The organism is Bradyrhizobium sp. AZCC 2289 (assembly GCF_036924615.1).
Classification (GTDB): Bacteria; Pseudomonadota; Alphaproteobacteria; order Rhizobiales; family Xanthobacteraceae; genus Bradyrhizobium.
Window position 1 is genome coordinate 7090212 of the sequence record NZ_JAZHRY010000001.1, and the last position, 25858, is coordinate 7116069.

Consider the following 25858-nt stretch of genomic DNA (forward strand, 5'->3'; position numbering starts at 1 on the left):
TGAAGAGGTCGCGGGTCAACTCCCGCGACCTCTTGCCGGGCTAACGCGCCTTGCGCGCCAAGGCGAATGCCGGTTTGGGGTAAAGCTGACGGTTATTACGCCAGACGGTCGCACTCGTTTCACCGCCCGGCATAGGCTCTTGCGTGTGCCAGCTCTGGACGCTCGGTATCGGCGTTTTTTGCGAGCGTGAGCAGCTTGCCGTAATACATAACAGCCTTATCACGATCGCCCGCGGCCTCTGCGGCGCGCGCGGCCCCATAGCATCCGCGGAAGCGGTTCGGCTCGCGCTGCTGCGATGCTTCATACTCTCTGAGCGCGAGAACCGGCTGGCCGGTCTCGTACAGCATATCACCAAGCAATTCGCGGGCAGGCAGGATACGGCCGGGCGTGACGATGTGTTTTTCGTTCCTGTCTTCGAGATCGGCGGCTTCGCGCATCAGTTTCAGGGCGTCGTCAACATTCTTGTGGGCGAACGCGATCCAGCCCGCAACCGCGCGCTGCTGAACTTCCACTTCCCTTGCCCAGTAAATATTCCCGGCATCGGCGAGTTTCTGATGCCGGACGGCAAGATCGGAAGCCGCTTGTTCGGCAGCGGCCGCATCGTCGGAGCGGGCGGCGCCGATCGCGCGGGCAAACAACGTGATCGCTTCCGTGTAGGCAAGACCGCTCGCCACGGGTGACAGTTGCTTCGCCGCGAGCCAGTCGCCGCGCTCCAGCGCATAGCGGGCCGGCATCGCGGCCGAGGCGTAGGCCACAGCGCCCTGTGACGGAGACGCCTTGACCTTGAATGCGTCCGCCATGGCGCCGAGTGCAGCCGCATCGCGTGCCAGTTGCAGGTCCGCATAAACCGCGTAATCGCTGGCATGATAGGCTTCGGGCAACTCGCCGCCCCTGATCGCCACCTCAAAGGAGCGCCGGTTGGTCGATGCCGAGTCTTCCCAGGCGCCCACCCGCGTGAAGATATGCGACGGCATGTGCAACGCATGCGGCGCGTCAGGCGCAATACCGGCGTAGAGCCGCGCGGCGGCGAGGCCCCGGGCGGCGAGCGGGGGAGCGTCGTATGAATGGATGAGATAGTGCGCGACCCCGGGGTGATCGGGATGTTTGGCAAATTGTTGCTCCAGGATCGCTGCGGCCCGGGCGTAAGCCGCGTAGGTCTGGTCGGCTTGCGATTGCGTGCCCGCAATATAGAGCGCGCTGAATATCTGGGCTTCGTCATCATCCGGGTAGCGGGCCGCCAGCGCTTCGTAAGCCCTTGAGCGGGTCTCCTGGCGGGCGCGCTCGGGGCGGTTGGCCCAATCCTGATAGTAGGCGCCAACAGCTTCGATGTAATCGCGCTCGCGCGCCGTGGTTTGTATCTGGCGCGCGAGATCGATCATCGCTTGTGCCTTTTCCGCGTCCTTCGGCAGCGGACCGACTCCGCCCAGCGGATTCACCATCAGCAGTGAAGCGATGCCCCAATACGCGATCGCGCAAGCGGGATCCTTCGCCAGCACATCGCGGAATACCTGCTCGCCCGCGCTGAACCAGAACGAGTGCAGCATGGCGACGCCGCGCGCCAGGTCCGCCTGTACGGCGGGGGCGCACGAATTCGAAAAATTGACGTTGCCGACCTGGCTATGCGCGCCGTGGCCCTCGTGTTCATCATGGCAAAGTGCGGCGGCAGTCGTGAACAGAAGTGCGGCGACGCTGGCGATGACCGTGCGCTGTTTCATGATGAGTTCTCCACCTGAGCCAAATTCACGCTGAAGAATAATATCTGTTACCGGGGCGGGTGTCGAAGGGCAGGAGCGCTTTTTCGGCTGGTCGGCCGATCCATGGCCGCTGTCCCGTTTGGGTCAAAAGCGCCGTTTTGGCAGTCGGCCGGCCGCTTCCGGTCTACCCCGATAAACAGACATCTTCAGGGTCCGTCGGCATGTCTCAAAGGTGCCAATGGGCGACATCGCAGTCTCAGCAATGGGATCGGCAGCACTTACATTCATAGCACTCAATTAAAATCAGGGTAGGGAAAGAGACTTCTCCTTATGCGTTCGATCAGGAAGTTTGAACCGGCGTCCGATAGATGCACGTTATCGGTAGTTATTACCTCACTTGCCGACGGCCCCAAGCGCGTCATACACCCTTCCGAGTTGCACAGCGTGTGCCATGCCGAAATGTATTCCGCCCCGGCGGACTTGCTGAATGCTTCCATTCGTTCATCGTCCTGGGGTCCGGACATACCTGCCGTTATTCTGTCGGCGATTGCGTGCCGCAATCGGTAGAAATTCACCAGCGAATGAGGAAGTGTGCGCTTCCAAACCGGTACCGGCCCCAAAATGACGATTCGTCTAATATTGAGAGCCTTTAGCTGCCCGATTGTTTGCCGGAGTTTCTCGAGGTCCTTAACGCCATCCCACCACGCGTGCAGTAGCACGATCTCGGGATGTGATGATCTTATAAGACCAAACACGATGTCATTGGCCGAATCACACCTGGCATTCGATCCGGCCGCCAGGATCGGCGCGCAACCTGAGGCCGTGAAGCGAGCCAAGCGAAACGGAACGGTTACCTGAGCATTCTTCAATCCCGGGTAAAGTGCTGCTGCGGTGGAATCCCCCCATAGAAGCACGAGGGGCTTATCGCCCCGCTCGATGCAGCTCGAGTTAAATTCAGATCCTGGTACGTCCAAGAAGCACATGTCGCGGAATCCGGCATTGTTGTGCGGCGCAAGCTGCGCGATATCGCGAATTTCCAAGGGAAAACGAAATGCAAAGCCAGCTGCAATGGCAGTCACGATCCCCACGACGCCGACCGTGACCAATCCGAAAGCTAATTTCGGCGCCGTATTTTTCTGCTGGCGGAGTGGAATTTCGACAAAACGAAATGTTAGCCACGACAGGACAACCGCAATGAGAACGACGGCCCAAATCTCGATGACGTTTGGAACTCCGTTCCGCACAATCCCGAGATAAGACAATAGCGGCCAGTGCCAGAGATATAGCGGATAGCTGATTAGTCCGATCAGGATCATCTGTGGGTTCGATAGAAAAGTCCTGTTCACCAAGGAAGTTGGCGAGAGAATAATCAGCACCGCGCCAAGCACCGGCAGCAGCGCATAAAGGCCCGGAAATAAACTTTCCTTGTTGAGCGTTATCGCAGCGAAGATAATTGCTACAATGCCGAGCATTGCCAGCAGGTTCTCAAGTTGCGCAAAGCATCGTTTTTTGCGTTCCCAAGCGTCGGTGTAGTCACTGGCGACAATGCCGCCGGCCAACAACTCCCACGCTCTCGATATCGGCGAGTAAAAGGACCAATCTTTGTAGCCGAAAAAGATCATCAGGCTGACGCCAAACGACGCAGCAGCGATGGCTGCCATCCAAATTCGGTGTCGCTTCGATCCGAACAAGATCAAGAGAGCTGGTGGCCAGAAAATGTAAAACTGTTCCTCGATACCTAACGACCAAAGGTGCAGGAGGGGATTTTCGGTCGCGTCCGGCGCAAAATAGCCGACCTGGCTGAGTTGAAACAGATTGGATACAAACGCGACGCCGGCGGCAATGCTCTTCCCAAGCATAGAAAAGCCGTCGGGTAGAAGAACAATCCAGCCGATCAGGTAAGTAACGGCCAAAACGACGATGAGCGCCGGAAATATCCGCCGAATCCGGCGAGAGTAGAATTCCATGGACGAAAAGGTATTGGTTTTGACCTGCGAAATAATGATGCGAGTGATCAGGAAGCCGGAAATAACGAAAAAAATATCAACCCCGATAAATCCGCCAGGGACCAGCCAGGGCTGAGCGTGATATCCGACCACCAGCAGAATGGAGATAGCTCGCAGTCCATCGATGTCCGGGCGATAAGCACCTGTCTCGTCTTGGTGTCCCGGCCGAGCGATTGGCAATGTTGTATTCCCCTAGCTTACTTGCTGCGCTGCTGCCATTACCACCAAAACCCCGCGTCTAGAAACTAGGATGGTGGGTTCGGCCGAACTGGTAACAATGCGACAACTGGGAGCCAACCCAATGATTCGTGGCGCAGACGACGATAGCGAGCGTCGAGGCAGTGATCATGCTTCCGCTGTTGATGTCTCTTTCGCGTCAAGAGCGCCGTTTTGATCCTCTGCTGATCACTTCCGGTCTACCCCGAACAACGAACATCATCTAACCGGCCGGGCTGGTCCGTTTCGTGCCAAACTGCGACATCAGGTCGTTCGATGTTGTAGACTGTCGATTGGTCGATGGCGCATCGAAAACACAGCTGTGACCGACCGCTCAAAGCCTTTGTGACGCGCTCAATTGCCTTTGGACCGTCCGGATCGGACGGGCCCAATTCGGAGAACTTCTTGAAATCCGCCAATGCGCGTTGCAGATCGTTTTTCCGTACCAATGATATGCCGCGGGTATAGAACGCTATTGCGTAGTTCGGATTAATCCGGATCGCTTGATCATAATCCTCGATGGCGCGGTCGTGTTGGCCATTAGCATTATACGCATTGCCGCGGTTATAGAACGCATCTGCGTCGCTCGAATTAAGCCGGATTGCCTGGTCATAATCCTCGATGGCGCGGTCGTATTGGCCTTTAGCTTGATAGGCGGTGCCGCGGTTGTAGAACGCTATTGCGTAGTTCGGATTAATCCGGATCGTTTGATCATAATCCTCGATCGCGCGGTCGTTTTCGCCTTTGGCATGATAGACGTTCCCGCGACGGAAGAACGCCAATGCGTGGTTCGAGTTAAGTCGGATCGCTTGATCGAAATCCTCGATGGCGCGGTCATATTGGACTTTAGCTTTATAGGCAATGCCGCGGTTGAAGAACGCATTTGCGTAGTTCGGATAAAGCCGGATCGCCTGGCTACAATCTTCAATGCCCTTGTCGCTTTCTTGCTTTACGTTCCACTCGATGCAACGATTGTTAAAAATGGCGGCAAGCTGACGGCCGCTATATCGACCGGAATTAATAGCACGTGTGCACGCGGCTATTGCTTGGTCGCCAGATTCCTTCACACACGTATCGCCATCGTCGGCCGCGGCGTGCGTCGCCGCTAACCAAACTGTCGATGTGAAGGCCAGAGCCGCCAGGGTGCCCCGCAGAATTGACGTCATATAGAGGTCCTCTTGGATAACCACTTGCGTAAATCATATCGCAACAGCCCGAAGCCGCTACAGTTACTTGAGGACGGCTCCGTATCTGCTGGTGAAATGGTCCGGCCACACTCATGCCCGATCAGCCATCGAGGCTGATAAGGGACACCAAAGACCAAGAGCACGTCATGTCGCAGTTGGGTCAATCGCGTCACTTTGACCGCGCGGCGCTCACTTCCGGTGTGTGTACCGAAAACTTAAACACGGGCGTAGCGGTGATGAAGTCCGCCAAGGACGGCGCGTGAACTGATCACACCGGTTCGCTGAACCGGGCGAGACACTGGTGCATCCTTGTTCAAGGATCGATGAGTTCTGACGCGGTTGTAATAGTCCGCATAAGATTTCAGGATCCGGCGCAGATGTGTCTCGCCTAGGACAATGATGTGGTCCAAACACTCGCGCCGGATCGATCCGATCAGCCGTTCGGCAAAGCCGTTCTGCCACGGCGAGGCTGGTGCGGTAGGCTTGTCCCGGATGCCCATGGCGCGCAATCGGCGCGTGACGACGCTGCCATAGATCCGGTCCCGATCGCGGATGAGGTAGCTCGGAGCCACATCCCAAGGAAACGCCTCCGTTATCTGACGTGCAACCCATTCTGCCGTCGGATTTGCTGTGACGTTGATCCAGACGAGGTCTCTGCGGCCGAGCCGGACAATGACGAAGGCATAGAGCAGGTCGAAACCGATAGTTGGAACGACGAACAGGTCGATGGCGGCAATGTCCGGCGCGTGGTTCCGCAAGAAGGTTCGCCATTCCTGGCTGGGTGGCCCCGTCGTTTGACCATGTACTTGGCGACGCTCGACTGTGCGATCTCAAACCCGAGCTTGAGCAGTTCGCCGTGGATGCGTGGCGCGCCCCAAAGCGGATTTTCCATGCTCATCCGCCGGATCAATCCGCGCAACTCCGTGTCGATCCGCGGTCGCCCTCCCTGTGGACGCGACTTCCAACGCCAGTAGCAGCGAAAGCCGGCCCGATGCCAACGCACGAGCGTCTCGGGTCGGATGATCGTGAGGACCTGCAGGATCGACGGAACCCAGCGGTAGAGCTGGATAAAGAACCAGCGATCATTGTTCGTAAGCCGGACGCGACCATGGAGCCTCCGCGTCAAGACCATTAACTGATGTCGAAGTACCGCGTTCTCAGCTTCAAGCCGTAACTTCGACTTGAACGGCGAGGCCAGCACGGTCAGAGCGAAACAGAACAGCCCGATCATTCCACCAGCTTAGGCGATTCCAATACGTCATCAACTCGGATAAGGTTTTCGGTACACACACCTATCAGCAACAAGTGCTGAGGGCCGGAGTTCAGTTGAACGCACCGCCGGAAGCGCCACAGGCCGACAAGCGTCGGACCGGCTAACGCCCCCCTTGTCATAAAAGCGGACCGTCCCGCGCGGCTCCGGACCTTCGCCGATCTCAATCTCGGCGTCGTGAACATGCGCCAGCACTTGAGTCAGGTCGCGCATGTCGAGCAACGCTCCGCAGATCGGGCAATTGCCGAAATGATCGGCCTCGGTTTCGGCAACGCCGTCGGGGTCGATGCCTCGATGGCCGCCTGCTTTCGTCATTGATCCCGCGGCAGCTTCCGGCGTCCCCAATGCTTGTCCTTCCGCGACGAGTCGAACACACGTTCAACGCGGCGGTTCAAGGCTCTCATGACGCCAATTCGCGCAAACATCGTTGGCCCTCCCAATTCCGCGACCAGCATCAGGCCCTCAATCGCGGCTTGCCATTCAGGGGTGAATAGCAAACGGCTAAGGCATATTCGTTTCCCCCTTGGGTGGCACAAGTCGCACCGTTTTTAGAGCGAGTGCCCGGTCAATCGCTTTCTCGGCTTCGACCACTGCCGCCGATTTACTGTGCGCTTGGCCCGTGATCACCACGTCAGCAACCGACGCGGACCATTTCCACAAGTGCCGCCCGATGCCTTGAACGACCGTATATTCGATGTCTCGATATTTCATCATTGTCCGCACCTAAGCTGGTTAGCTGCGTCTCTGGTATAGCTTGGGATTCAAATAAGAACTCGAGCGGGCAACCCGCAAGAACTCGGTCAACTGTAACGGGAATTGCGTAGGCGCCTGCCCCTACTATCGGTTCTTGGCGGATGCTGCGGGACCGATCATCGACACATCGTGGCCATCTGTAATGCATGCACATGAAGGTTGTGGCCACTTCCGTTCAATGGCACCAACCGGACCAAACGGGCCGGTCTGTTGGTGTCCGTTAATCGGGGCAGACCGGAAGTGGCTGGCAGAGGGTCAAAACGGCGCGTTTGACCCAGAGCTGAACGAGCGGCCGGGCCGCCTGTTCTTTGGACGGCTTACGGGCGCAGCCTCACGGCGCAGTGTCTGTGTTCGCCGGCAGGGTGAACTGGAAGGTGGCACCGTGGGGTACATTTGCCGTGGCCCACAGCCGGCCACGGTGAGCTTCCACGATCGAACGGCAAATCGAGAGCCCCATGCCCATGCCGCTGGATTTGGTGGTGAAGAAGGCGTTGAACAGCCGGTCCGCATCCTCGGCGGCGATCCCGACGCCGCTATCCGTCACACTTACGAGCACTCGGCGTGTCGCGTCCTGGGCTGATCGGATCACCAGTTCGCGCGGCCGATCTGTGACCGATTGCATGGCTTCAATGCCATTCATCAGCAAGTTAATAATCACCTGCTGCAATTGGACCCGATCACCCAGGATCATGGGTAGAACGGGTGCGAACTCCGTTCGCAATGACACCTGGTGGCTGATTAACTCGCGCTGCACCAGCGCGATGACCTCCCTAACGACGTCATTGACCTCGAGCGGCACTTTCTCGATGTCAGTCTTGTTCGCGAGCGCACGGACGCGCTGGATTACTTCGCCCGCCCGATTGCCGTCATTAATAATCGACTCCACCGTGCGGCGCGCTTCTTCCAGGTCGGGAGTTTCGCGGTCGAGCCAACGCAGGCAAGCCGCGGCGTTAGTGACGACGGCGGCGAGCGGCTGGTTCACTTCATGGGCGATCGAGGCTGTCAGTTCGCCCAGCGTCGTCACACGCATTACATGTGCGAGTTCCGCCTGCGCTTTGCGCAACCCCCCCTCGACGTGCTTGCGCTCCGTCAGATCGAGCACGAAGGCGACGCCCTCGTCTTGGTGGTCGCCGAACGTCGTCGCGCCGACCAGAACCGGCACGCGGCTGCCGTCTTTGCGAAAATACTCTTCCTCACGCGGATGGACGGTTCCAGCCGCCTTCAGCTCTGCGATGGCCTGTTCGTCGGCGTCGCGCCATTCGGCTGGCGTCAGCTCCGTCCATCGCAGCCGACGCGAGACGAGATCTTCCCGGGCATATCCGACAATATCGAGAAAGGCTTGGTTGGCATCGATGATCCGGCCCTGAAAATTCCAGATGAAGATCCCGATGATGTTCGAATCGACCAGGCAGCGGATCCTGGCCTCCCGTTCCTGAAGATCGTTGTACAGACGGGCGTTCTCCAGCGAGATCGCGGCTTGCGACGCCAGCAGTTCCAGTACCGAGATCCGAGCGGGCGTGAACACGTGCGATGCCAGGTTGTTCTCGAGGTAGAGCACCCCGGTTAGCTTGGACTGCTTCACCAGGGGCATGCAGAGGACCGACCGGGCGTGCTTCTCACAGATGTACTCATCTGCCGAGAACGGATTCTGCGCCAAGGCGTCATCCAGGATCACACTTTGCCGCGTCCGGATCAGGTAATGGAGCACGGATTCGGGAAGTTCCCTCGGTGACACGGGCATCTGGCGCAGTGTGACCTCGACCTGGCCGCGGCCGGTCGTCGCTTCCGCCGCGATCCGTGGCTCGTCGCCCGGGAACAGGATGAGCAGGCCACGCTCGGCGCCGGCATGTTCGACCGCGATCCGCAGGAGTGTCTCGATGAGCTTGCCGAGGAGGATCTCGCCGGACACCGCCTGCGCGGCCTTGAGCACCGCCCCGACATCCAGCTGCCCGACGGGCGCGCCAATGGTAGCGGTAGGAGATGCAGGGACTGGTGCGTCGCGGAGATGCGGATGATGCTGCTCGAGTTGCCGCACCTTGCCATCGGCTCCCCAGCGAAGATAGCCGTAGCGGGCGTCCTGCAAATACACACGGGCAATCTTCTCGAAGCCACGCGCCGCATAGAAGCGGGAGGCGAGTTCATTGGTGAGCGCCTCATTGTGAATAAAGCCGTTTGCGCGGGCCGAGCGAATGGCCTGCTCGTAGAGGTGCATCGCGTCAACATCGCGGCCGTCGATGCGAGCAATCTCGGCGCTGACCAGCGCGGCGCGAGTTTCGAAATTGTCCGGGCAATTCTCCGCCCATATTTCGAGCTGCCTGTGGAAGGCGGCCAGAGCCTCGACATGCTGTCGGCGCCGGTCGGGGGACGCGGAATCGCAGCACGCCGCTTGGCAAAGCGCACCATAGAAGTGGTACTCCGCCGTTTCAAAATGTGACGGTGACGTCCACAGCAGCCGTTGCGCCTTCAATGAGGCATCGAGGGCCGAAGCATGGTCGCCGGCAAAGAAGCGAGCTTGCAGCTTCCGGATCCAGTACCAGCACTCAGGTGCCGCCAAACTTGTGTCGCCCGCTAAACGGCGTTCGAACAGGAGCTCATCGAATTCCTCGTCGTTGAAGGAGCCGAATTCCGGCGTCAAGCCACGAAGGGTCCGGATAAGCCCGAGCTGCGAGGTGATGACATCGATGACGAGACCGAACCGAGCTCTCCGCGCAAAATCGAGCCCATTCTCGGCTTCACGTTGCACCTCAGCGAGCGGGTCTCCTGCCGCGAGAAGGTTTCTGTTCAGGGCCTGGCAGCTATAGGCCGCAAACGTGAGGTCGCCGGTCTTGTTCGCGGCCTCGAAAGCACGGCGCAGCAAATCCCGGCCAGCCCGGACATGTTTCGTCCATGGCACGACAAGATTTCCGAAGACCATACAGGTCCTGGCCTGGAACCGTTTCAATCCGCGTTTTTCGATCAGTTCATAGCCGAGCCGACCGAATCGAAATCCGGCCTTGTAGTTGCCGAAGTGCGGTCCGGCTATGACGCCAAGCCATACATAGGCGAAGCACGAACCGTCGCTGTTGCCGCGCTCGAGGCTGAGATTAACCATCCGACAGATGACCAGCGAAAGAAAGTTCGCATCCGTAAACAATGCCGGCGGCACCACCCTCGTCAGAAGATCCAGAGTTGCGAGGGATGCCGGGTCGCTCATCAAGGGCAGATCGATGAGCTCCTCGATCGCGCGGGTCCCGAGCTGTAACCAAATCCGCTCGTATTCTCGTCGCACTTCCTCGTCTGTCGGATGCGGCGACCAGTCGATGCCCAGATGCCGAAGGTAGTCGAGACCGACGGCAATGGCGCGGCTGCTCTGATCGAGGGTCGTGTACAGATCCACGCGCAAGCAGGCGACCGTGGCACGTTCCACGGTATTTGCGGCGCGGATTGACAGCGCCGCCAGGCGCTGCTCCGCTGCCGCCAGCGCGCCGGTGAGGAACTCGCATTCGGCCCGGTGCAGCTCCAGCGCAAAGGTGAGCTCGTGCCGGCGCTCCCACGAGTCTTCCGGCAACAGTGCCGCACCGGCGGTGAGATAGGTGAGCGCCGAGGCGTAGGCGGTAGTAGCCTTGGCGCACTGGCCCGCGAGCAGGTTGAACTCGGCCAGCTGCTCACGCTCGTCTCGTGAGGTGATCAAGGCGGCGCCGCGGTTGAGCTGATTGACGATTTCGAAGATGGCCTCTTCGCGCTTTTCCGCAGGGGTATGCACCGCGAGCAGCCTTCCGATCCGCAGGTGCGCCCCGGCGCGCAACTGTTCCGGTATAAGTGAATAGGCGGCCTCCTGGACACGGTCGTGGATGAACCTGTACGAGCCCTCCAAGTGCTCGACCAGCCCCAGACGAACGGCGCTCCAGAGATCCGAACGGACCGCGTCATTCGATCTCCCGAGAACGATCGAAAGCATCGTGATCTCGGCGACGTTGCCGACGCAGGCGAACTGCTGCAACGCAGCCTGGGTCTCGACGGGCAGGCGGGTCAACTTCCCGGCCATAAGATCCACCACGTTATCGGTGTAGCTCTTGGCGCGGATGCGATCCATGTTCCATTGCCACGCTGACGCGACTGGGTCGAATGCGAGCAGCCCCTCGTCGGCCAACGCGATGAAGAACTGGGTCGCGAAGAACGGATTGCCGCCGGTCTTCTCCTGCACTAGCTCCGCCAATGGCCGCGCGCGCTTGGGCTCGCAGTGGAGCGCGTCGGCGATGAGCCGGCCAACATGGTCGAGCTCGAGGGGCGCCAGCACGATCTTATGCACCCTCGCTTCGACCGTGCGGATCGCCTCCAGCGTCCGCAGAAGCGGGTGCGCAGGGCCGACCTCATTGTCCCGGTAGGCCCCGACCAGCAGCAGGTGCCGCACTTCCGAGTGCGTAACCAGATGCGCCAGCAGGTCGAGCGTTGCTGCATCCAACCATTGCAAATCATCCAGGAACAGCGCGAGCGGGTGCTCCTTGCGCGCGAACACCCCGAGGAAGCGCCGGAACACCAGCTGGAAGCGGCTCTGCGCGTCCTGCGGCGGCAGATCCGCGACCGGTGGCTGTTTTCCAATCACAAGCTCCAGCTCGGGAACGAGGTTGACGATGAGCTGACCATTGGGGCCCAGCGCATCGATTAGGGAGGCTCGCCAGCGGCCAAGCTCCTCCTCGCTTTGGCTGAGGAGCGAGCGGACAAGGCTCTGGAAGGCTTGGCCCAGTGTCGCGTACGGGATGTCACGCTTATACTGGTCGAACTTGCCGGACGCGAACAGGCCGCGCGACGGTACCAGCACCTTGTGCAGTTCGTTCACCACCGAGGACTTGCCGATTCCAGAATAGCCGGACACGAGCACAAGTTCCGGCGTGCCCTGGGCCACAACTCTGTCGAAGACTGCGATCAGCGCGTCAATCTCACGCTCCCGGCCGTAAAGCCTCTCCGGGATCAGCAGCCGATCCGAAGAGTCGTGCTCGCCAAGCGCGAACCGGTCGATGCGGCCATATAACTCCAGGTCTGCGAGGCATCTTCGAAGATCAGCCTCGACACCGGCGGCAGTCTGGTAGCGCTCCTCGCCGGTCTTGGCGAGAAGCTTCATGACGATTGCCGAGAGCGGCTCGGGGACGCCCGCGACCCGCTCATCCGGCGGCATCGGTTGCCGCGCGATATGGCAGTGCACCCACTCCATCGGATCGGCGGCCGTGAAGGGCAGTGTCCCCGTCAGCATCTCGTAGAAGGTGACGCCCAGAGCATAGAGATCGCTGCGGGAGTCCACCGAGCGGTTCATCCTGCCGGTTTGTTCCGGCGCCATGTAGGCGAGCGTCCCCGCGATCACCTCTGGCGGGGCGGGGGCTTGGTGCTCGCGCGGCAGACGCGAGGCAATGCCGAACCCGGTCAGCCACACGCCGCCGCTTGCCGCGTCCACCAGGATATTTGCCGGCTTGATGTCCTTATGGATAAGGCCTCGCTCATGCACTCGGCAGAGCGCCCCCGCGAGAGAGATCGCGATGCGCAGGAAATGCGATACGTCCAGAGGTTGGCCAAGCAGTCGATCGACCGGCGTCCCGCCCGGATCCTCAAGCACCAGCGTCATGCGGCCGTTGTGGTGCGTCAGCGCGACTGGTCGCGCCGCCCACTCAGCGTCAAGTTCGGCTTTGAGCGCATATTCGTTTTCAAGCCGCTCGACGCATCCGAGCGAGGTTTCTTCCGCGGCAACCAGCAGAATCGGCGCCAGGCCGTTGCCGGAACCTCGGTAGAGAGCAATGTCTCCCTCCCTCAGCGGCGAGAATACGTAGCTCGAGAGCTCGTTCACGAGGGCCTCCGCCAGGAGGACTACTCTAGTACGTTGATTAGGTTACGTTTGCTCTCGCCCGTCAATCCAAAAACAGACGCCAAAAAACGCGATCGTATCACCATCGGTGCTATATTATGGCTAGACGATGACGAGAACCGCGCTGGCCTTTTGCTCACAAAGCCGAGATGCTTTGTCGAGGCAAAAATGCGCTGACGAAGTGTTCCATAAATCAACTGACTTCCGGTGATGGCACGTTTGAGACATGCCAATTGGCTCGGAGATTGTCCGCTTATCGGGGCAGACCAGAAGTAGACGGCCGAGTCCGGCCGTGCGTTGCAAGAAGATTTCGTCGAATTGGCGGCGGCGGTCTTGCATCAATGCTATCCGGCCTCTGATTGGAGCGCGTTGTGCTCCGGGCCATCATGGATATCAGCGCGCGTGCGTTCTCATTAACGGACAGGCCTCGATTGGGCCATTTGGGTCACCAGTGTTCGCACGCGCTCGGAAGACCGAACCTCCATCTCGTCTCATCCTCTCGCAGACCTCGGCTGGAAACTGTTGATAGGGTTACGTCATCGCTTGCTCCTCATGTCGCGCAGTTCCTTTGTTCGAGCCAAGGGCCGTTCCTTCGTCCCGGCCCGCAGAACGTCGATCGCGTCGCGCGCAGGGGCGGTCAAGGCCGGCCGTCGCGCTTGGCTTGCGGCGGGCGCCGGCGTTGCCAGGCTGCGCCTTGACCGCGCCGAGCACGGCGCGAGGATCAAGCGGATCGGACGCTTGCATCATCGGTCCTCGTCAGCTCGAAGCCGCGTCCTTTGGCCAGCACCGCCCAGGCGATCCGGGCAAGCTTGTTGGCGAGCGCGATCGCGAGCACGTTGTGGTGCAACCGCCTCTTGGCGGCTTCGATCCAGGATTTGAGCCCGTAACGTTCCCAGTCCTTTATCCTGACCAGCACAACCCATGCCGTCTGCACGAACAGAACGCGCAGGTAGCGATTGCCGCGCCTGGAGATTTTGCCGAGGATCGTGCGGTCTCCCGTCGAGATCTGCTTGGGCACCAGTCCGAGCCAGGCGCCGAAGTCGCGGCTTTTGGAGAATACGTCTCCAGTGCCGATCGCGGCCACCATGGCGCTCGAAATGATCGGCCCGATGCCGGGCACCGTCATCAGGCGCGAACATGCCTGATCCTGACGGGCCAGGGCTTCGATCTCGCCGGAGAGGCCATCGATGCGCTGATCCAGCCGGCGCCAGTCGCCTGCCAACTCCTCGATGACACGCAACATGCGGGGCGACAGGGCATCGGTGCGCGTCGCAAGGATGGTGGGCAGCTCCTTGCGCAGGAAGCCGATACCCTGGCGCGCGGCGATCCCGCGTTCCAGCATGAAGGCGCGAATCTGATTGATGATACCGGTGCGTTGCGAGACCAGCCGCTCGCGCACCCGATGCAGTGCCTGCAGATCAAGTTGCTCCGCGGTCTTGGTCGCCACGAACTTCATCGTCGGGCGCTGCACGGCTTCGGCAATCGCTTCGGCATCATTGAAGTCGTTCTTCTGTCCCTTGCTATAGGGGCGGACATATTTGGCCGGCATCAACCTGGCATCGTGACCAAGCGATGCGAGTTTGCGGCTCAGGTGATGCGCGCCGACGCAGGCTTCCATGCCGACCAGGCAGGGCGGCATATTGGCGAGCCGCGCCTCCACTTGGCCACGCGACCACTTTTGCCGCAGCACGATGGCGCCGCGCGCATCGTGGCCCACGGCGTGGAACGCGTTCTTGCCGATATCGATGCCGATCACGGCGATCGCGGTATTGGGTATCTGAGACATGGCGTGCTCCTTGTCCTTGGCGCCCCTTGCCAGCTTCGCTTGCTGGCGGGGCAGGAGCACGGCCGGACCATCCCATTAGCCGACCTTGGATGTTTGGCCACTTCTTCGGTATGGACGGCCATGAGAGCTGTCGCGAACTGCGGCTGGAGTTGTTATGCTGCCCCTCACAGTTTAGGCCGAGGAACTGCTCCGCATGAACGAGAGTACCCACGAAGAAAGCACCGCTTCTGAGCTGCAAGATCGGGTGACCGAACTCATCGAGCAACAGACGGCCATCTCGGAAGTGCTGCGCGCCATTGCGAACTCGCCGCACGACTTGCAGCCCATCTTCGACGCCATCCTCGACAGCTCCACACGTCTCTGTCGAGCAGACGTAGTCACCTTACGTCTCTCCGAAGAAAGAGGCCTTCGTCTAGTGGCGATGCGAGGGGACCCCCTTTTGGTTAGTCACCTGTGGTCATCATTCCCCGCGCTTGCAGAAAAGGGGAGCTTACAGAGTCGAATAGCCACAAGCAGGTTACCCGCTCACATCCCCGACTTGGCAGCACTTGAAATCGATCATCGGGATGGTTCTTGGATCACGGCGGTGAACGCAGGTTATCGAGCTACCCTGATTGTGCCGTTGCTCAAAGACAATAAGATAGTTGGGACAATTACTCTGGGCCGCAAACAGGTGCAGCCGTTCACTGACAAACAGATTTCCCTATTCATGGACTTCGCTGCGCAAGCCACCATTGCCTTGGAGAGCACCCGCCTCGAGCGGCAATATCGCGAGGCGCAGATGGCGCTGGCGCATGCCAACCGCGTCGCGACGATGGGTCAGTTGACGGCTTCGATCACCCATGAAGTGAACCAGCCGATCACAGCGGCCGTCACATACGCGTTGGCCGCTCGGCGTTTCCTAAGCGCGGATCCACCGAATTTTCGCGAGGTGGATGACGCGCTCTCTCTGATTGTCAAGGAGGGGAATCGCGCAGGCGAGGTTGTCGAGCGAGTTCGTGCGCTCGTTAAGAAGGTGCCCGCACGAAAGGACGCCGTAGCGATCGATGATGCCCTCCTTGAGGTTATTGCTCTCACCCGTGCAGAGGCCGTAAACAATAGCGTGTCGGTGCGGACGCAATTTGCGGAGGGCTTGCCGCGTGTCCAGGGCGATCGGGTCCAACTGCAACAGGTGATGCTGAACTTAATCATTAACGCCATTCAGGCCATGAGTGGAATTGGGGAAAGCCCGCGCGAATTACAGATCAGCATCGATGCCGTTCCGTCCGAAGGTAGCGTGCGCGTCGGGGTGCGGGACACCGGGCCGGGGCTGAGCCCGGAGAGCCGCTCGCGTCTGTTCGAGCCATTCTACACGACCAAGCCCGAGGGCATGGGCATGGGCCTATCTATCTGCCGCTCGATCATCGAAGCCCACGGCGGACGGCTGTGGGCGATCCGGTGCGAACCGCAGGGTGCTCTCTTTCAGTTTACGATCCCCGCTGACTGAGCCGCCATCCGTAATCGATGTCGCTTATTGGCACGTTTGAGACATGCCGGCTGGGTCGAGCAATGTCCGAGTTCGAGGGCAAAGCGGAAAACATATGCTCACACTGAGTTCTTCGCAGTTTGACACCCAGCAGACCAATATCCTCCTGTGACTTTCCTGCTCTGACCGCCCATTATTGGATGGTCCTCATCCGCGCCGGCTCTCAAAGTCGCGTCGCCAGTCGGCCGGCCTTTGACCAAAGGCCTGCCTGAAAAGCCTGCATAGATGTGCTTGATCTGAAAAGCCTACACTGAAGGCTATTTCGCTCAGTGATGCCGCACCGGTCATCATCAGGTGGCAGGCTCTCTCCAGGCGCTTTCTCATCAGGTAGGCATGCGGTGGTTCTCCGACCGCTCGTTTGAAGGACCGCGAGAAATGTGCTGCGCTTATCCGCGCTACGGCGCTGAGATCCCGTATGTGGATGGTGCAGTCCAGATTCTCGTCGATGAAAGCTTGAACCCGCGCTATCTGCCAGCCCGCCAACGCGCCCGCTTTCGACCCGTTAGCGCCTGAACCACGCGCGGTCTCCGATTGCAGGATGATTGACGCTTTGGCCAGCGACGCCTTCGCCGCCTCGCGGTCGCGCTCGAGCTCACGCTTCGTTGTCTCAAGAAGCTCGACCAGATAGACGAACTGCTGCAGGTCGGTTGGCGACGGAGTATCGTCGAACTGGTCCGCAGCCGTCGTGATGAAGCTCACGCTCCCACCCAAGCCAGATATTCCGCGCCCGCATCTGTCAGATAAACCTGGCCATCCAAGCCAATCACGGCATAGCCTACCGCCAGCGCGCTCCAGATCGGCCCCCAGGACGGGGAGATCATCTCGAATAGCAATCCGGTGATAATGGTCATGTGACGCGGCTCTCCTTGCGTCTGAACGTCATAGAGCGCTCGCGCGGTTCTCTGGCGCCTGGCCTAAGGCGATGTGGAGCCAGGGCAGCCAACTGCGGTCACTTGCCCGGCGCGCTCTGAAGCGATCGAGGCACTTCTTGGAACAAAGCGGGGTTCGCCACGAGTAGTGCCGGACGAGACCAAACTTGCCATCACAAACTGCGCATCGCGCGGCTCTGCCAGATCTAAGACTATCGGAGCAATTGGGCATTGTAGTCTCCTCTTGGTATTATCGTCGCTGTTCGTCGATCATCCTTTTTTACCGTCGCACTTCATGAGCTGTGCGCTTTTCCAACGCATGCAGCCTAACATTACAGTTGTCGTTTTTTGAAGTGGGCCCGTTGGGCGGCGGCCTGGTGAGTTCTGCGCCAGAGTGACCATGCGATGATGTGTGCGGGTTGGATCCGCTTTCGGGCGAGCCTGATGGCGATGCGGCGGACTTCCTGGATTGACCAACGGATCAATGACGGATTGGTGATATTTTGAGTTTTGCCGTGGTTCGGCGTTTCGTTTTTTTGGGCGGCGGCGAATTGGCGCGATGGCGGATCACCGCCATCATGGCGAAGGCGAGCATCACCAGGGAAACGTGGCGATGCCACCCATGCCAGGATCTGCTCTCGTTGTGATCGAGCCCGAACTCGTTTTTCGCGGTCTCAAAGCTGTCCTCGATCGCCCACCGATGGCCTTCGACCGCCACCAGCGTTTCGATGGATGTTCCCGCTGGACACCAGGTGGTGAAGAAGGCGAGATCGCCATCGGCGATACGACGACGGATCAGCAGACCTCGTGTCCAAAGACCATGATTTGCGCTGTAAAATTCTTCGACCTCGAGATCGGCCAATTCGAGATAGCACCAATCGTGCAGCCGCGGTCCTTTGGTTCCGGCCCCTGCCGACAGGCGTTTCCAATCGGACGCGCGCCGCGTCCGAGCGATGTCCGCGGCCTTGCCGGCGACCGATCGCCGCTTGCCCCAGGATTGAAATACATGAGCGCTGCTGACCCCGAGCACGTAGCCTTTGCCTGCCCGGCGTAATTGCTGTTCGATATCGCCAACACCGTAGACAGTATCACCGGCAACCCACTTGAATGGTACAGACGCGGCTATGGCGCGTGCGATCATGCTCGTTGCAAGCTTTGGCTTGGTCGCAAAGCCGGCACCGGGAGGCACATATGCGGCTTCCAGACGATCTGGATCGTCGGTCCATTCCTTCGGAAGATACAGCGCGCGATCGATGAACGCATGACCGTGGCGCGACACGTAGGCGGCGAAGACGCCGATCTGGCAGTTCGTGATCTTGCCGGCGGAACCAGTGTATTGCCGCGCCACCCCGCACGACGCCTTGCCTTGCTTGAGAAAGCCGGTCTCGTCGATCACGAGCACCGCATCGTCATCCGCCAAATGCTCGATGACATAATCGCGGACGATATCGCGCAGACCATCAGCATCCCAATCCCTGCGACCCAGGATCGCCTGTTGCCGCCAAGGACCGGGATCGCCAGCTGCCTCCGCGCGCATCCAACCGGTCTTGCGTTGCTCATCTCCGAGCAGGCTTTCCAGAAACAAGCCTGCATTCCTCGCAACACGATCTTGATTGAACAACGGACGTATCCGTTGCTTGATCTCACGAAGCGACGCCGCCCACAGCGCAAGCGTCTCTTCAATCGACGCTGGCCGCGTCCACGATCTTCGAATCATGGTTGCCCATGGATTCAGAAAACTGCATAAAAGGCAACTGTAGTGCTAAGACGATCGCGATCAGCGGCTCAATTGAACGTAGGTAATCGTCGGGCATCCAAAGGGGCCACGGAACGATACGAAGGTTTACGGCGCGCGCCCTTAAAACCGACCACTTCCGCAATGGGTCTTGTGTCACGAAGCGTAGCCGGTCCAAACGGCCGCGCAACTTTAGCGAGCAGCCGCGAACCGAGTCTTGCGTGGCGTCCGGTAACGGCCGTTGCGAAGCGTAGACAGGGAGGTTGCAGGCCGGAACGACAGTGAACGGGAACATAGCCCCGAAATCGATCGTGATCGGAGTAGCCGACCCTATCCCGCAAAGGGGAAGGCGGAATCGCAGCCCGCGCTATAGCGAGCGGCCTGAGATGCTCCCGGGGTTCGTACCGCCAGCATGCAACCAAAGGAAGCAACGCGAACAAGGGAGATCCATCCGGTTCAGGCGCAAGTCTGTAGGACCTGCCAAGCCGAAGAGGTGAGAAGGGTCTGATGACCGGGTGGAAGTCAGACTGACTGATAGTACTCTGCGGTCGGGAGAGCCGGCTACATGGGGAAGCGGTCAGCGGTAGTTGAATTGTTCTTGGGCGACATGGGCTCCATGCAACGGGAGTTACGGCCTTCTACTCAGAGAGAAGATCAGCCGACCATGGAAACGAAACTTGAACAGATAGCAGTGAAAGCTGTGAACCAACTGCCGAAGAGCGTGGTGCGGGAAATCCGCACGCCACGTTCTGTGGGAGCCGGGGGCGGGCGACCGCCTCCGGCGACCCGGTGGGCGCGAGGTAACTCGCGTCCCTACCGCGAAAATGGCTGGCCTGCGGCTAGACTGACGCGAATGACCCCACAGCAGAACTCGCGGTCGCCTGTTCTTTAGGACGGCTCACGAGTGCAGCATCACGACGCAGTGTTTGCGATCGCCGGCAGGGCGAATTGAAAGCTGGCGCCGCGGGGCAGGTTTGCGCTGGCCCACAATCGTCCGTTATGCGCTTCGATAATTGACCGGCAGATCGACAGCCCAAGCCCCAAACCGCCCGGTTTCGTGGTGTAAAAGGCCTCGAACACGCACTCAAGAGCCGCCGGCGCGAAGCCTGGACCCGAATCCCGCACTTCGACTGACACGCCATCCGGTTCGTTACGGGTGCTGATGAGCAATTCCCGCTCCTCTTCGCCGACGTCGCGCATCGCTTCGATAGCATTGATGATCAAGTTGAGTAGCACCTGTTGCAGCTGGACCCGATCTCCCTGGACACGCGGCAAGCCCTCCGCCAACTGCGTCCGCACCGAGACGCTATTGTTTGCGGCCTCCGTACGGGTGAGAGCAATAACCTCGAGGATGGCATCGTTGATCTCTACGGCGTCTCTTCGTGCGGGCGCCTTCTTAATGAGCGCGCGGATTCGCCCAACGACCTCGCCTGCGCGGTTCCCCTCCTTGACAATAAGAGAGAGCGCGTCATCTACCTCCCGAAAGTTCGGTGGCTCCGCGCTTAGGTAGCGCCGAGCGGCTAACGCGTATGTGACCGCCGCGGTGATCGGCTGGTTCACTTCATGGGCGATCGAGGCCGAGAGCTGACCCATGGTGGCGACGCGGTTCGCGTGCGCCAGCTCCATCTCCATGTCCCGCAGCGCCGCTTCTGCCCGCTTGCGCTCGGTGATGTGCCGCGCGACGCCTCGGTAGCCGCTGAAGCGCCCCGCCTTATCAAACACCGGCAGGCCCGAAACAGATATGTAGCGCTTGCCGCCGTCGGCGGCGGGTCGCGCGAGCTCAAAGTCACGGAAAGGCAGGTGGGCCTCGAGGGTCTCCCGGTGCTTGCGCCAGGCCTCCGCGTCAGGCTCCAGGTAGGGCACTTCCCACCTTGTCTTGCCGATTTCAGAGCCCGGCGCCGGCGGGTCTGCAAGGCCTTCGGCGAACTCCTGACGGATAAAGCGATGCTGCGCATCGGATTCCCAGTACACGTCGAAGGAGAATTGTACCAGTGTGCGAAAGCGCTCCTCGCTCTTGCGGAGCGCTTCTTCGGCCCGCTTGCGCTCCGTCATGTCGATGACAAAGACAACCCCCTGGTCTTGTTTCCCTTCGAAAAAGGCTCCTCCGACCAGAACCGGCACGCGGCTGCGATCCTTGCGGAAATATTCCTTCTCGTAAGGCTTGCAGGCCCCGGTCGCGCTCAGCTGGGCTATTGCATCCTGGTCGGCGGCGGCCCACTCGCCAGGCGTCAGCTTCGTCCACTGTATCCGACCCGAGACAAGGTCTTCGCGGCCGTAGCCCAACAAGTCGAGAAAAGCCTCATTGGCTTCGATGATATGGCCGCGAGCATCCCCGATCATGATTCCGATGATATTGGCGTCAACCAGGCGGCGGATCCTGGCCTCCCGGTCCTGGAGATCGCTGTACAGACGGGCGTTCTCCAGCGAGATCGCCGCCTGTGATGCCAAGAGCTCCAGTAGCGAAATCCGGGCAGGCGTGAATACGTGCGATGCCAGCTTATTCTCGAGATAGAGCACCCCGATCAACTTGGCCTGCTTCACCAGGGGCAGGCAGAGGACGGACCGAGTGTGCTTCTGACAGAAGTACTCATCAGCCGAAAACGGATTCTGCGCCAAGGCGTCATCAAGGATCACGCTTTCCCGCGCCCGGATCACGTAATGGAGCATGGATTCGGGAAGCTCGGCCGGTGAGGCGCCCGTCTGGCGCAGCATGACCTCAACCTGGCCGCGGCCGGTCGTCGCTTCCGCCGCGATCCTTGCCTCCTCGCCCGAGAACAGGATGAGCAGGCCACGCTCGGCTCCGGCATGCTCGACCGCGATCCGCAGCAGCGTCTTGATGAGCTCACCGAGGACGATCTCGCCAGACACCGCCTGCGAAGCCTTGACCGCCGTCCCGACATCCAGCTGCTCGACGGGTGTGCCGATCGTCGCCGGCGGCAGAGACGGCGTCGCTTTCTCGCACAGCCACGGGTAGCGCTGGTCGAGTTGCTGCACCTTGCCGAGCGCCCCCCAGCGCGCAAAGCAACTACGCGCATCCACCAGATGGGCGCGTGCGGCGGTCGTGGACCCGCGGCCAAGGTAAAACCCTGCAGCAAGTTCGTGGGCGACTCCTTCGTTCTGGACGAAGCTGTGCTCGCGAGCCGACTGAATGGCCTGCTCGTACAGACGCACTGCGTCGGCGTCTCGCCCTTCGAGGCGAGCGATCTCGGCCGCCACCAGCGCGTGCTTGTCGGCGAACGTCGGTGGATAGGTGTCGGCCCACTCGCGCAGTCGTTCCCGGTGCGCCGTCAGGAGTTCGCGCCATCTGCTCTGCTCGTCATCAGTAGCGTTCTCGTAGAGTGCCGCCACCGTCAGCGCGGTGTAGTAAAAGTAGTCGAGCAACTGGATATGGGCGGGCGAAGCCCAAAGGACCGTCTTCGCCTTGTCGACTGCCGCGAGCGCCTCGGCGTAGTCGCCTGCCAGGAATCGCGCCTTGAGTTTCAGGATCCAGTGCCAGGCGAAGCTCATCGCCTCCCCAGTCAGCTGCGCCTCGAACGTTGCCTCGTCGAACTGCGCGTCGCTGAAGGTGGAGAAGGTCGTGGTCCGGCCCAGCATCGTGGCGATAAAGCGTTGCTGGCTCACGGTGAAGTTTACAGCGCGGCGGAACTTGGCTTTGCGGGCGAAGTCCAGGCTCTTCTCCGACTCGCGCCACGCCGCGTCGAGCGGATCGTTGCGGAGGAGAAGGCCTATGAGGGATTGGAACATGCTCAAGCAGGCGTAGCTCAGATCCCCTCTCTCGCTTGCGGCGCGAAAGGCCGCCCGATTGAAATCGATGGCCGTCGCAATCGGCTGCGTCCAGAGGGCAAGCCATCCCATCGCGTGGTGAACCTTTGCCTGGTAAGCGATGAAGCGGTGTTTCTCGACAAGATCGCATGCGAGCTGTGCGAAACGATAACCCTCCCGATAACGGTGGAACGCCGGGCCAAGGATAGTCCCAAGCCGGGCATAGGCATGCGCGGAAGCGCCGCTCGTTCCGTGCTGCATGCTGAGGTTCACCATGCGGCACACGAGCAAGCAATAAAAATGGAAGTCGGTAAAGTAGGCGGGAGTGATCAGGACCGAGAGCATATCCATCGCCGCCCGCAGTTCCGGATCGGTTCCCAGCGGCAGATCGATCAAGTGCTCGATCGGGCGCGCCCCGAGGTTGTGCCCCACCGTCTCGTATTCGGCCTGGACCTGCTCCCAGGTCGGGTGTGCCGAGAGGTCAATGCCGAACAGGCGCAGGCATGTGAGCGCGGTGGCCACAGCTTGCTCGTCTTCCGACCTCAGAAGGTGCAACTGGACCTTCAGGTGGTAGACGGCCGCCTGGTCGACTTTTGGCGCGCCGCGCTGCAGCAACTCCACAATCAGTTGCTCGGCTTTTTCGAAGTTGCCGGTCAGAAACTCGCACTCCGCACGTTGGAGCCACAGGCTGAACATTAATTCGTATTGGCTGCTCCAGTCTTTTTCGTCCAACAGCCCCATGCCGGCTGCGAGATGTATGCACGCCGACGCATAGGCCGCCGACGCCTTGGCCTTTCGCCCGGCACGCAGATCGATCGCCGCCACCTGCGCTTTCTCGTCCCGGTCGATCAGCCGTGCGGCGCCCCGATTAAGCTGGTTCGCGATATCGAACAGATGCTCGGCAAGATCGTCCTGCGTCATGTTCGCGAGCAGCTCGCGGCCGATGCGCAGGTGGATGTCGGCACGGTGCTCGTCGGGAATCAGTGAATAGGCCGCCTGCTGGATCCGGTCGTGCAGGAATTTGTAGGCGCTGTCCTCGCGAAACACGAGCCCGGCGCGGACAGCTTCCCAGAGTGCCGCGTGCATCGCCTCCTCTGTTTCCCCGTGAACCAAGGACAGAGTGGCGATCTCGGCGCCGTTGCCCAGGCAGGCCAGCTGTTTCAGGGCTTCCTGGGTAGTGGCTGAGAACCGCCTCAGCTTCCCGGCCATGAGATCCACCACGTTATCGGTGTAGCTCTTGGCGCGGATGCGCTCCATGTCCCATCGCCAAGCTGGCACTACCGGGTCGAACGCAAGCAGCCCCTCGTCGGCCAACGCGATAAAGAACTGGATCGCGAAGAACGGATTTCCGCCGGTCTTCTCTTGCACCAGTTGCCCTAAGGGCCGCGCGCGCTCCGGCTCGCAGTGGAGCGCGTCGGCGACGAGCCGGTTGACATCATCGAGCCCGAGGGGTGCCAGCACGATCTCACGCACTCTCACATCGGCATCGCGGATCGCATCGAGAGTCCGCAGGAGCGGGTGCGCGGGGCCAACCTCGTTGTCCCGGTAGGCGCCGACCAGGAGCAGGTGCCGCACCTCCGGGTGCGTGACCAGATGCTCGATGAGGTCGAGCGTTGCTGCATCCAGCCATTGCAAATCATCGAGGAACAGCGCGAGCGGATGCTCCTTGCGCGCGAACACCCCGAGGAAGCGCCGGAACACCATCTGGAAGCGGTTCTGCGCATCCTGCGGCGCCAGGTCGGCGACCGGCGGCTGTTTCCCGATCACGAGCTCCAGCTCGGGAACGAGGTTGACGATGAGCTGACCATTCGGGCCCAGTGCCTCGAGCAAGCAGTCCCGCCACCGGCCGAGCGCCTCCTCGCTCTGGGTGAGGAGCGAGCGGACAAGGCTCTGGAAGGCTTGGCCCACCGTCGCGTATGGGATGTCGCGCTTGTACTGGTCGAACTTGCCGGATGCGAACAGGCCACGCGGCGGCACCATCACTTTGTGCAGATCGTTCACCACCGAGGACTTGCCGATGCCGGCATAGCCGGACACGAGCACGAGTTCCGGTGTGCCGTTCGCCACGACCCGGTCGAAGGAAGCGAGCAGAGTGTCGATCTCGCGCTCCCGGCCGTAGAGCTTCTCCGGGATCAGCAGCCGGTCCGATACGTCGCAACCGCCGAGCGAGAAGGGCTCGATCCGGCCATGCGACTCCCACTCCGCCAGGCAGCGCCGAAGATCGGCCTCGACACCGGCGGCAGTCTGGTAGCGCTCCTCGCCGGTCTTGGCGAGAAGCTTCATCACGATTGCCGAGAGCGGCTCGGGGACGCCCGCGACCCGCTCATCCGGCGGCATCGGTTGCCGCGCGATATGGCAGTGCACCCACTCCATCGGATCGGCGGCCGTGAAGGGCAGTGTCCCCGTCAGCATCTCGTAGAAGGTGACGCCCAGAGCATAGAGATCGCTGCGGGAGTCCACCGAGCGGTTCATCCTGCCGGTTTGTTCCGGCGCCATGTAGGCGAGCGTCCCCGCGATCACCTCTGGCGGGGCGGGGGCTTGGTGCTCGCGCGGCAGACGCGAGGCAATGCCGAACCCGGTCAGCCACACGCCGCCGCTTGCCGCGTCCACCAGGATATTTGCCGGCTTGATGTCCTTATGGATAAGGCCTCGCTCATGCACTCGGCAGAGCGCCCCCGCGAGAGAGATCGCGATGCGCAGGAAATGCGATACGTCCAGAGGTTGGCCAAGCAGTCGATCGACCGGCGTCCCGCCCGGATCCTCAAGCACCAGCGTCATGCGGCCGTTGTGGTGCGTCAGCGCGACTGGTCGCGCCGCCCACTCAGCGTCAAGTTCGGCTTTGAGCGCATATTCGTTTTCAAGCCGCTCGACGCATCCGAGCGAGGTTTCTTCCGCGGCAACCAGCAGAATCGGCGCCAGGCCGTTGCCGGAACCTCGGTAGAGAGCAATGTCTCCCTCCCTCAGCGGCGAGAATACGTAGCTCGAGAGCTCGTTCACGAGGGCCTCCGCCAGGAGGACTACTCTAGTACGTTGATTAGGTTACGTTTGCTCTCGCCCGTCAATCCAAAAACAGACGCCAAAAAACGCGATCGTATCACCATCGGTGCTATATTATGGCTAGACGATGACGAGAACCGCGCTGGCCTTTTGCTCACAAAGCCGAGATGCTTTGTCGAGGCAAAAATGCGCTGACGAAGTGTTCCATAAATCAACTGACTTCCGGTG

General features: G+C 60.6%; 13 protein-coding genes and 1 pseudogene. 2 read left to right on the forward strand and 12 right to left on the reverse strand.

Going from position 1 to position 25858, the window contains the following annotated elements:
- Positions 1-119: 119 nt before the first annotated feature.
- The 6 genes from V1289_RS33685 to V1289_RS33715 form a co-directional block, all read right to left on the reverse strand.
- The gene (locus V1289_RS33685) at positions 120-1715 is read right to left on the reverse strand and encodes a tetratricopeptide repeat protein (protein WP_334402525.1); all 1596 of its coding nucleotides are present in this window, start codon (positions 1713-1715) and stop codon (positions 120-122) included.
- 272 nt (positions 1716-1987) lie between these two features.
- The gene (locus tag V1289_RS33690; RefSeq protein ID WP_334402527.1) at positions 1988-3880 is read right to left on the reverse strand and encodes an acyltransferase family protein; all 1893 of its coding nucleotides are present in this window, start codon (positions 3878-3880) and stop codon (positions 1988-1990) included.
- A 236-nt stretch (positions 3881-4116) separates the two neighbouring features.
- The gene (locus tag V1289_RS33695; RefSeq protein WP_334402529.1) at positions 4117-5082 is read right to left on the reverse strand and encodes a tetratricopeptide repeat protein; all 966 of its coding nucleotides are present in this window, start codon (positions 5080-5082) and stop codon (positions 4117-4119) included.
- Between the two features lie 236 nt (positions 5083-5318).
- Positions 5319-5861 carry an integrase core domain-containing protein gene (locus V1289_RS33700; RefSeq protein WP_334402532.1) on the reverse strand — a complete coding sequence of 181 codons (543 nt, stop codon included), beginning with the start codon at positions 5859-5861 and terminating at the stop codon, positions 5319-5321.
- A 503-nt stretch (positions 5862-6364) separates the two neighbouring features.
- Positions 6365-6688 carry a hypothetical protein gene (locus V1289_RS33705; RefSeq protein ID WP_334402534.1) on the reverse strand — a complete coding sequence of 108 codons (324 nt, stop codon included), beginning with the start codon at positions 6686-6688 and terminating at the stop codon, positions 6365-6367.
- A 186-nt stretch (positions 6689-6874) separates the two neighbouring features.
- The gene (locus V1289_RS33715; protein ID WP_334407983.1) at positions 6875-7087 is read right to left on the reverse strand and encodes a hypothetical protein; all 213 of its coding nucleotides are present in this window, start codon (positions 7085-7087) and stop codon (positions 6875-6877) included.
- Positions 7088-7183: 96 nt separating this feature from the next.
- Between V1289_RS33715 and V1289_RS33720 the strand changes: the two are divergent.
- Positions 7184-7282, forward strand: a pseudogene (locus V1289_RS33720) (homocysteine S-methyltransferase family protein); the annotation flags it as partial.
- Between the two features lie 175 nt (positions 7283-7457).
- Here V1289_RS33720 and V1289_RS33725 read toward each other — a convergent pair.
- Both V1289_RS33725 and V1289_RS33730 read right to left on the reverse strand, forming a co-directional pair.
- The gene (locus tag V1289_RS33725) at positions 7458-12905 is read right to left on the reverse strand and encodes a trifunctional serine/threonine-protein kinase/ATP-binding protein/sensor histidine kinase (RefSeq protein ID WP_334407786.1); all 5448 of its coding nucleotides are present in this window, start codon (positions 12903-12905) and stop codon (positions 7458-7460) included.
- Between the two features lie 772 nt (positions 12906-13677).
- The gene (locus tag V1289_RS33730; RefSeq protein WP_334402536.1) at positions 13678-14742 is read right to left on the reverse strand and encodes an IS110 family transposase; all 1065 of its coding nucleotides are present in this window, start codon (positions 14740-14742) and stop codon (positions 13678-13680) included.
- Positions 14743-14935: 193 nt separating this feature from the next.
- On the opposite strand from V1289_RS33730, the gene V1289_RS33735 reads away from it, so the two are divergent.
- Positions 14936-16228 (forward strand): sensor histidine kinase, encoded by a 1293-nt coding sequence (locus V1289_RS33735; RefSeq protein ID WP_334402538.1) that lies wholly within the window; start codon positions 14936-14938, stop codon positions 16226-16228.
- A gap of 186 nt (positions 16229-16414) precedes the next feature.
- On the opposite strand, the gene V1289_RS33740 is transcribed toward V1289_RS33735, so the two are convergent.
- The 4 genes from V1289_RS33740 to V1289_RS33755 all read right to left on the reverse strand — a co-directional run bounded on the left by V1289_RS33740 (position 16415) and on the right by V1289_RS33755 (position 25630).
- Positions 16415-16966, reverse strand: coding sequence for an AraC family transcriptional regulator (locus V1289_RS33740; protein WP_334402540.1), 552 nt, complete (start codon positions 16964-16966; stop codon positions 16415-16417).
- On the reverse strand, positions 16963-17118 hold the full coding sequence (locus V1289_RS33745) for a hypothetical protein (RefSeq protein ID WP_334402542.1): 156 nt from the start codon (positions 17116-17118) through the stop codon (positions 16963-16965). Before V1289_RS33745 ends, V1289_RS33740 begins: the two co-directional genes overlap by 4 nt.
- Positions 17119-17617: 499 nt before the next feature.
- The gene (locus V1289_RS33750; RefSeq protein ID WP_334396467.1) at positions 17618-18853 is read right to left on the reverse strand and encodes an IS701 family transposase; all 1236 of its coding nucleotides are present in this window, start codon (positions 18851-18853) and stop codon (positions 17618-17620) included.
- Between the two features lie 930 nt (positions 18854-19783).
- On the reverse strand, positions 19784-25630 hold the full coding sequence (locus tag V1289_RS33755; protein ID WP_334402544.1) for an AAA family ATPase: 5847 nt from the start codon (positions 25628-25630) through the stop codon (positions 19784-19786).
- Positions 25631-25858 lie beyond the last annotated feature (228 nt).

Coding starts and splice junctions, on each gene's coding strand:
- V1289_RS33685 (WP_334402525.1), bottom strand. CDS start 1,715: ATGAAACAGCGCACGGTCATCGCCAGCGTCGCCGCACTTCTGTTCACG.
- V1289_RS33695 (WP_334402529.1), bottom strand. CDS start 5,082: ATGACGTCAATTCTGCGGGGCACCCTGGCGGCTCTGGCCTTCACATCG.
- V1289_RS33715 (WP_334407983.1), bottom strand. CDS start 7,087: ATGATGAAATATCGAGACATCGAATATACGGTCGTTCAAGGCATCGGG.
- V1289_RS33735 (WP_334402538.1), top strand. CDS start 14,936: ATGAACGAGAGTACCCACGAAGAAAGCACCGCTTCTGAGCTGCAAGAT.
- V1289_RS33730 (WP_334402536.1), bottom strand. CDS start 14,742: ATGTCTCAGATACCCAATACCGCGATCGCCGTGATCGGCATCGATATC.
- V1289_RS33705 (WP_334402534.1), bottom strand. CDS start 6,688: ATGACGAAAGCAGGCGGCCATCGAGGCATCGACCCCGACGGCGTTGCC.
- V1289_RS33745 (WP_334402542.1), bottom strand. CDS start 17,118: ATGACCATTATCACCGGATTGCTATTCGAGATGATCTCCCCGTCCTGG.
- V1289_RS33750 (WP_334396467.1), bottom strand. CDS start 18,853: ATGATTCGAAGATCGTGGACGCGGCCAGCGTCGATTGAAGAGACGCTT.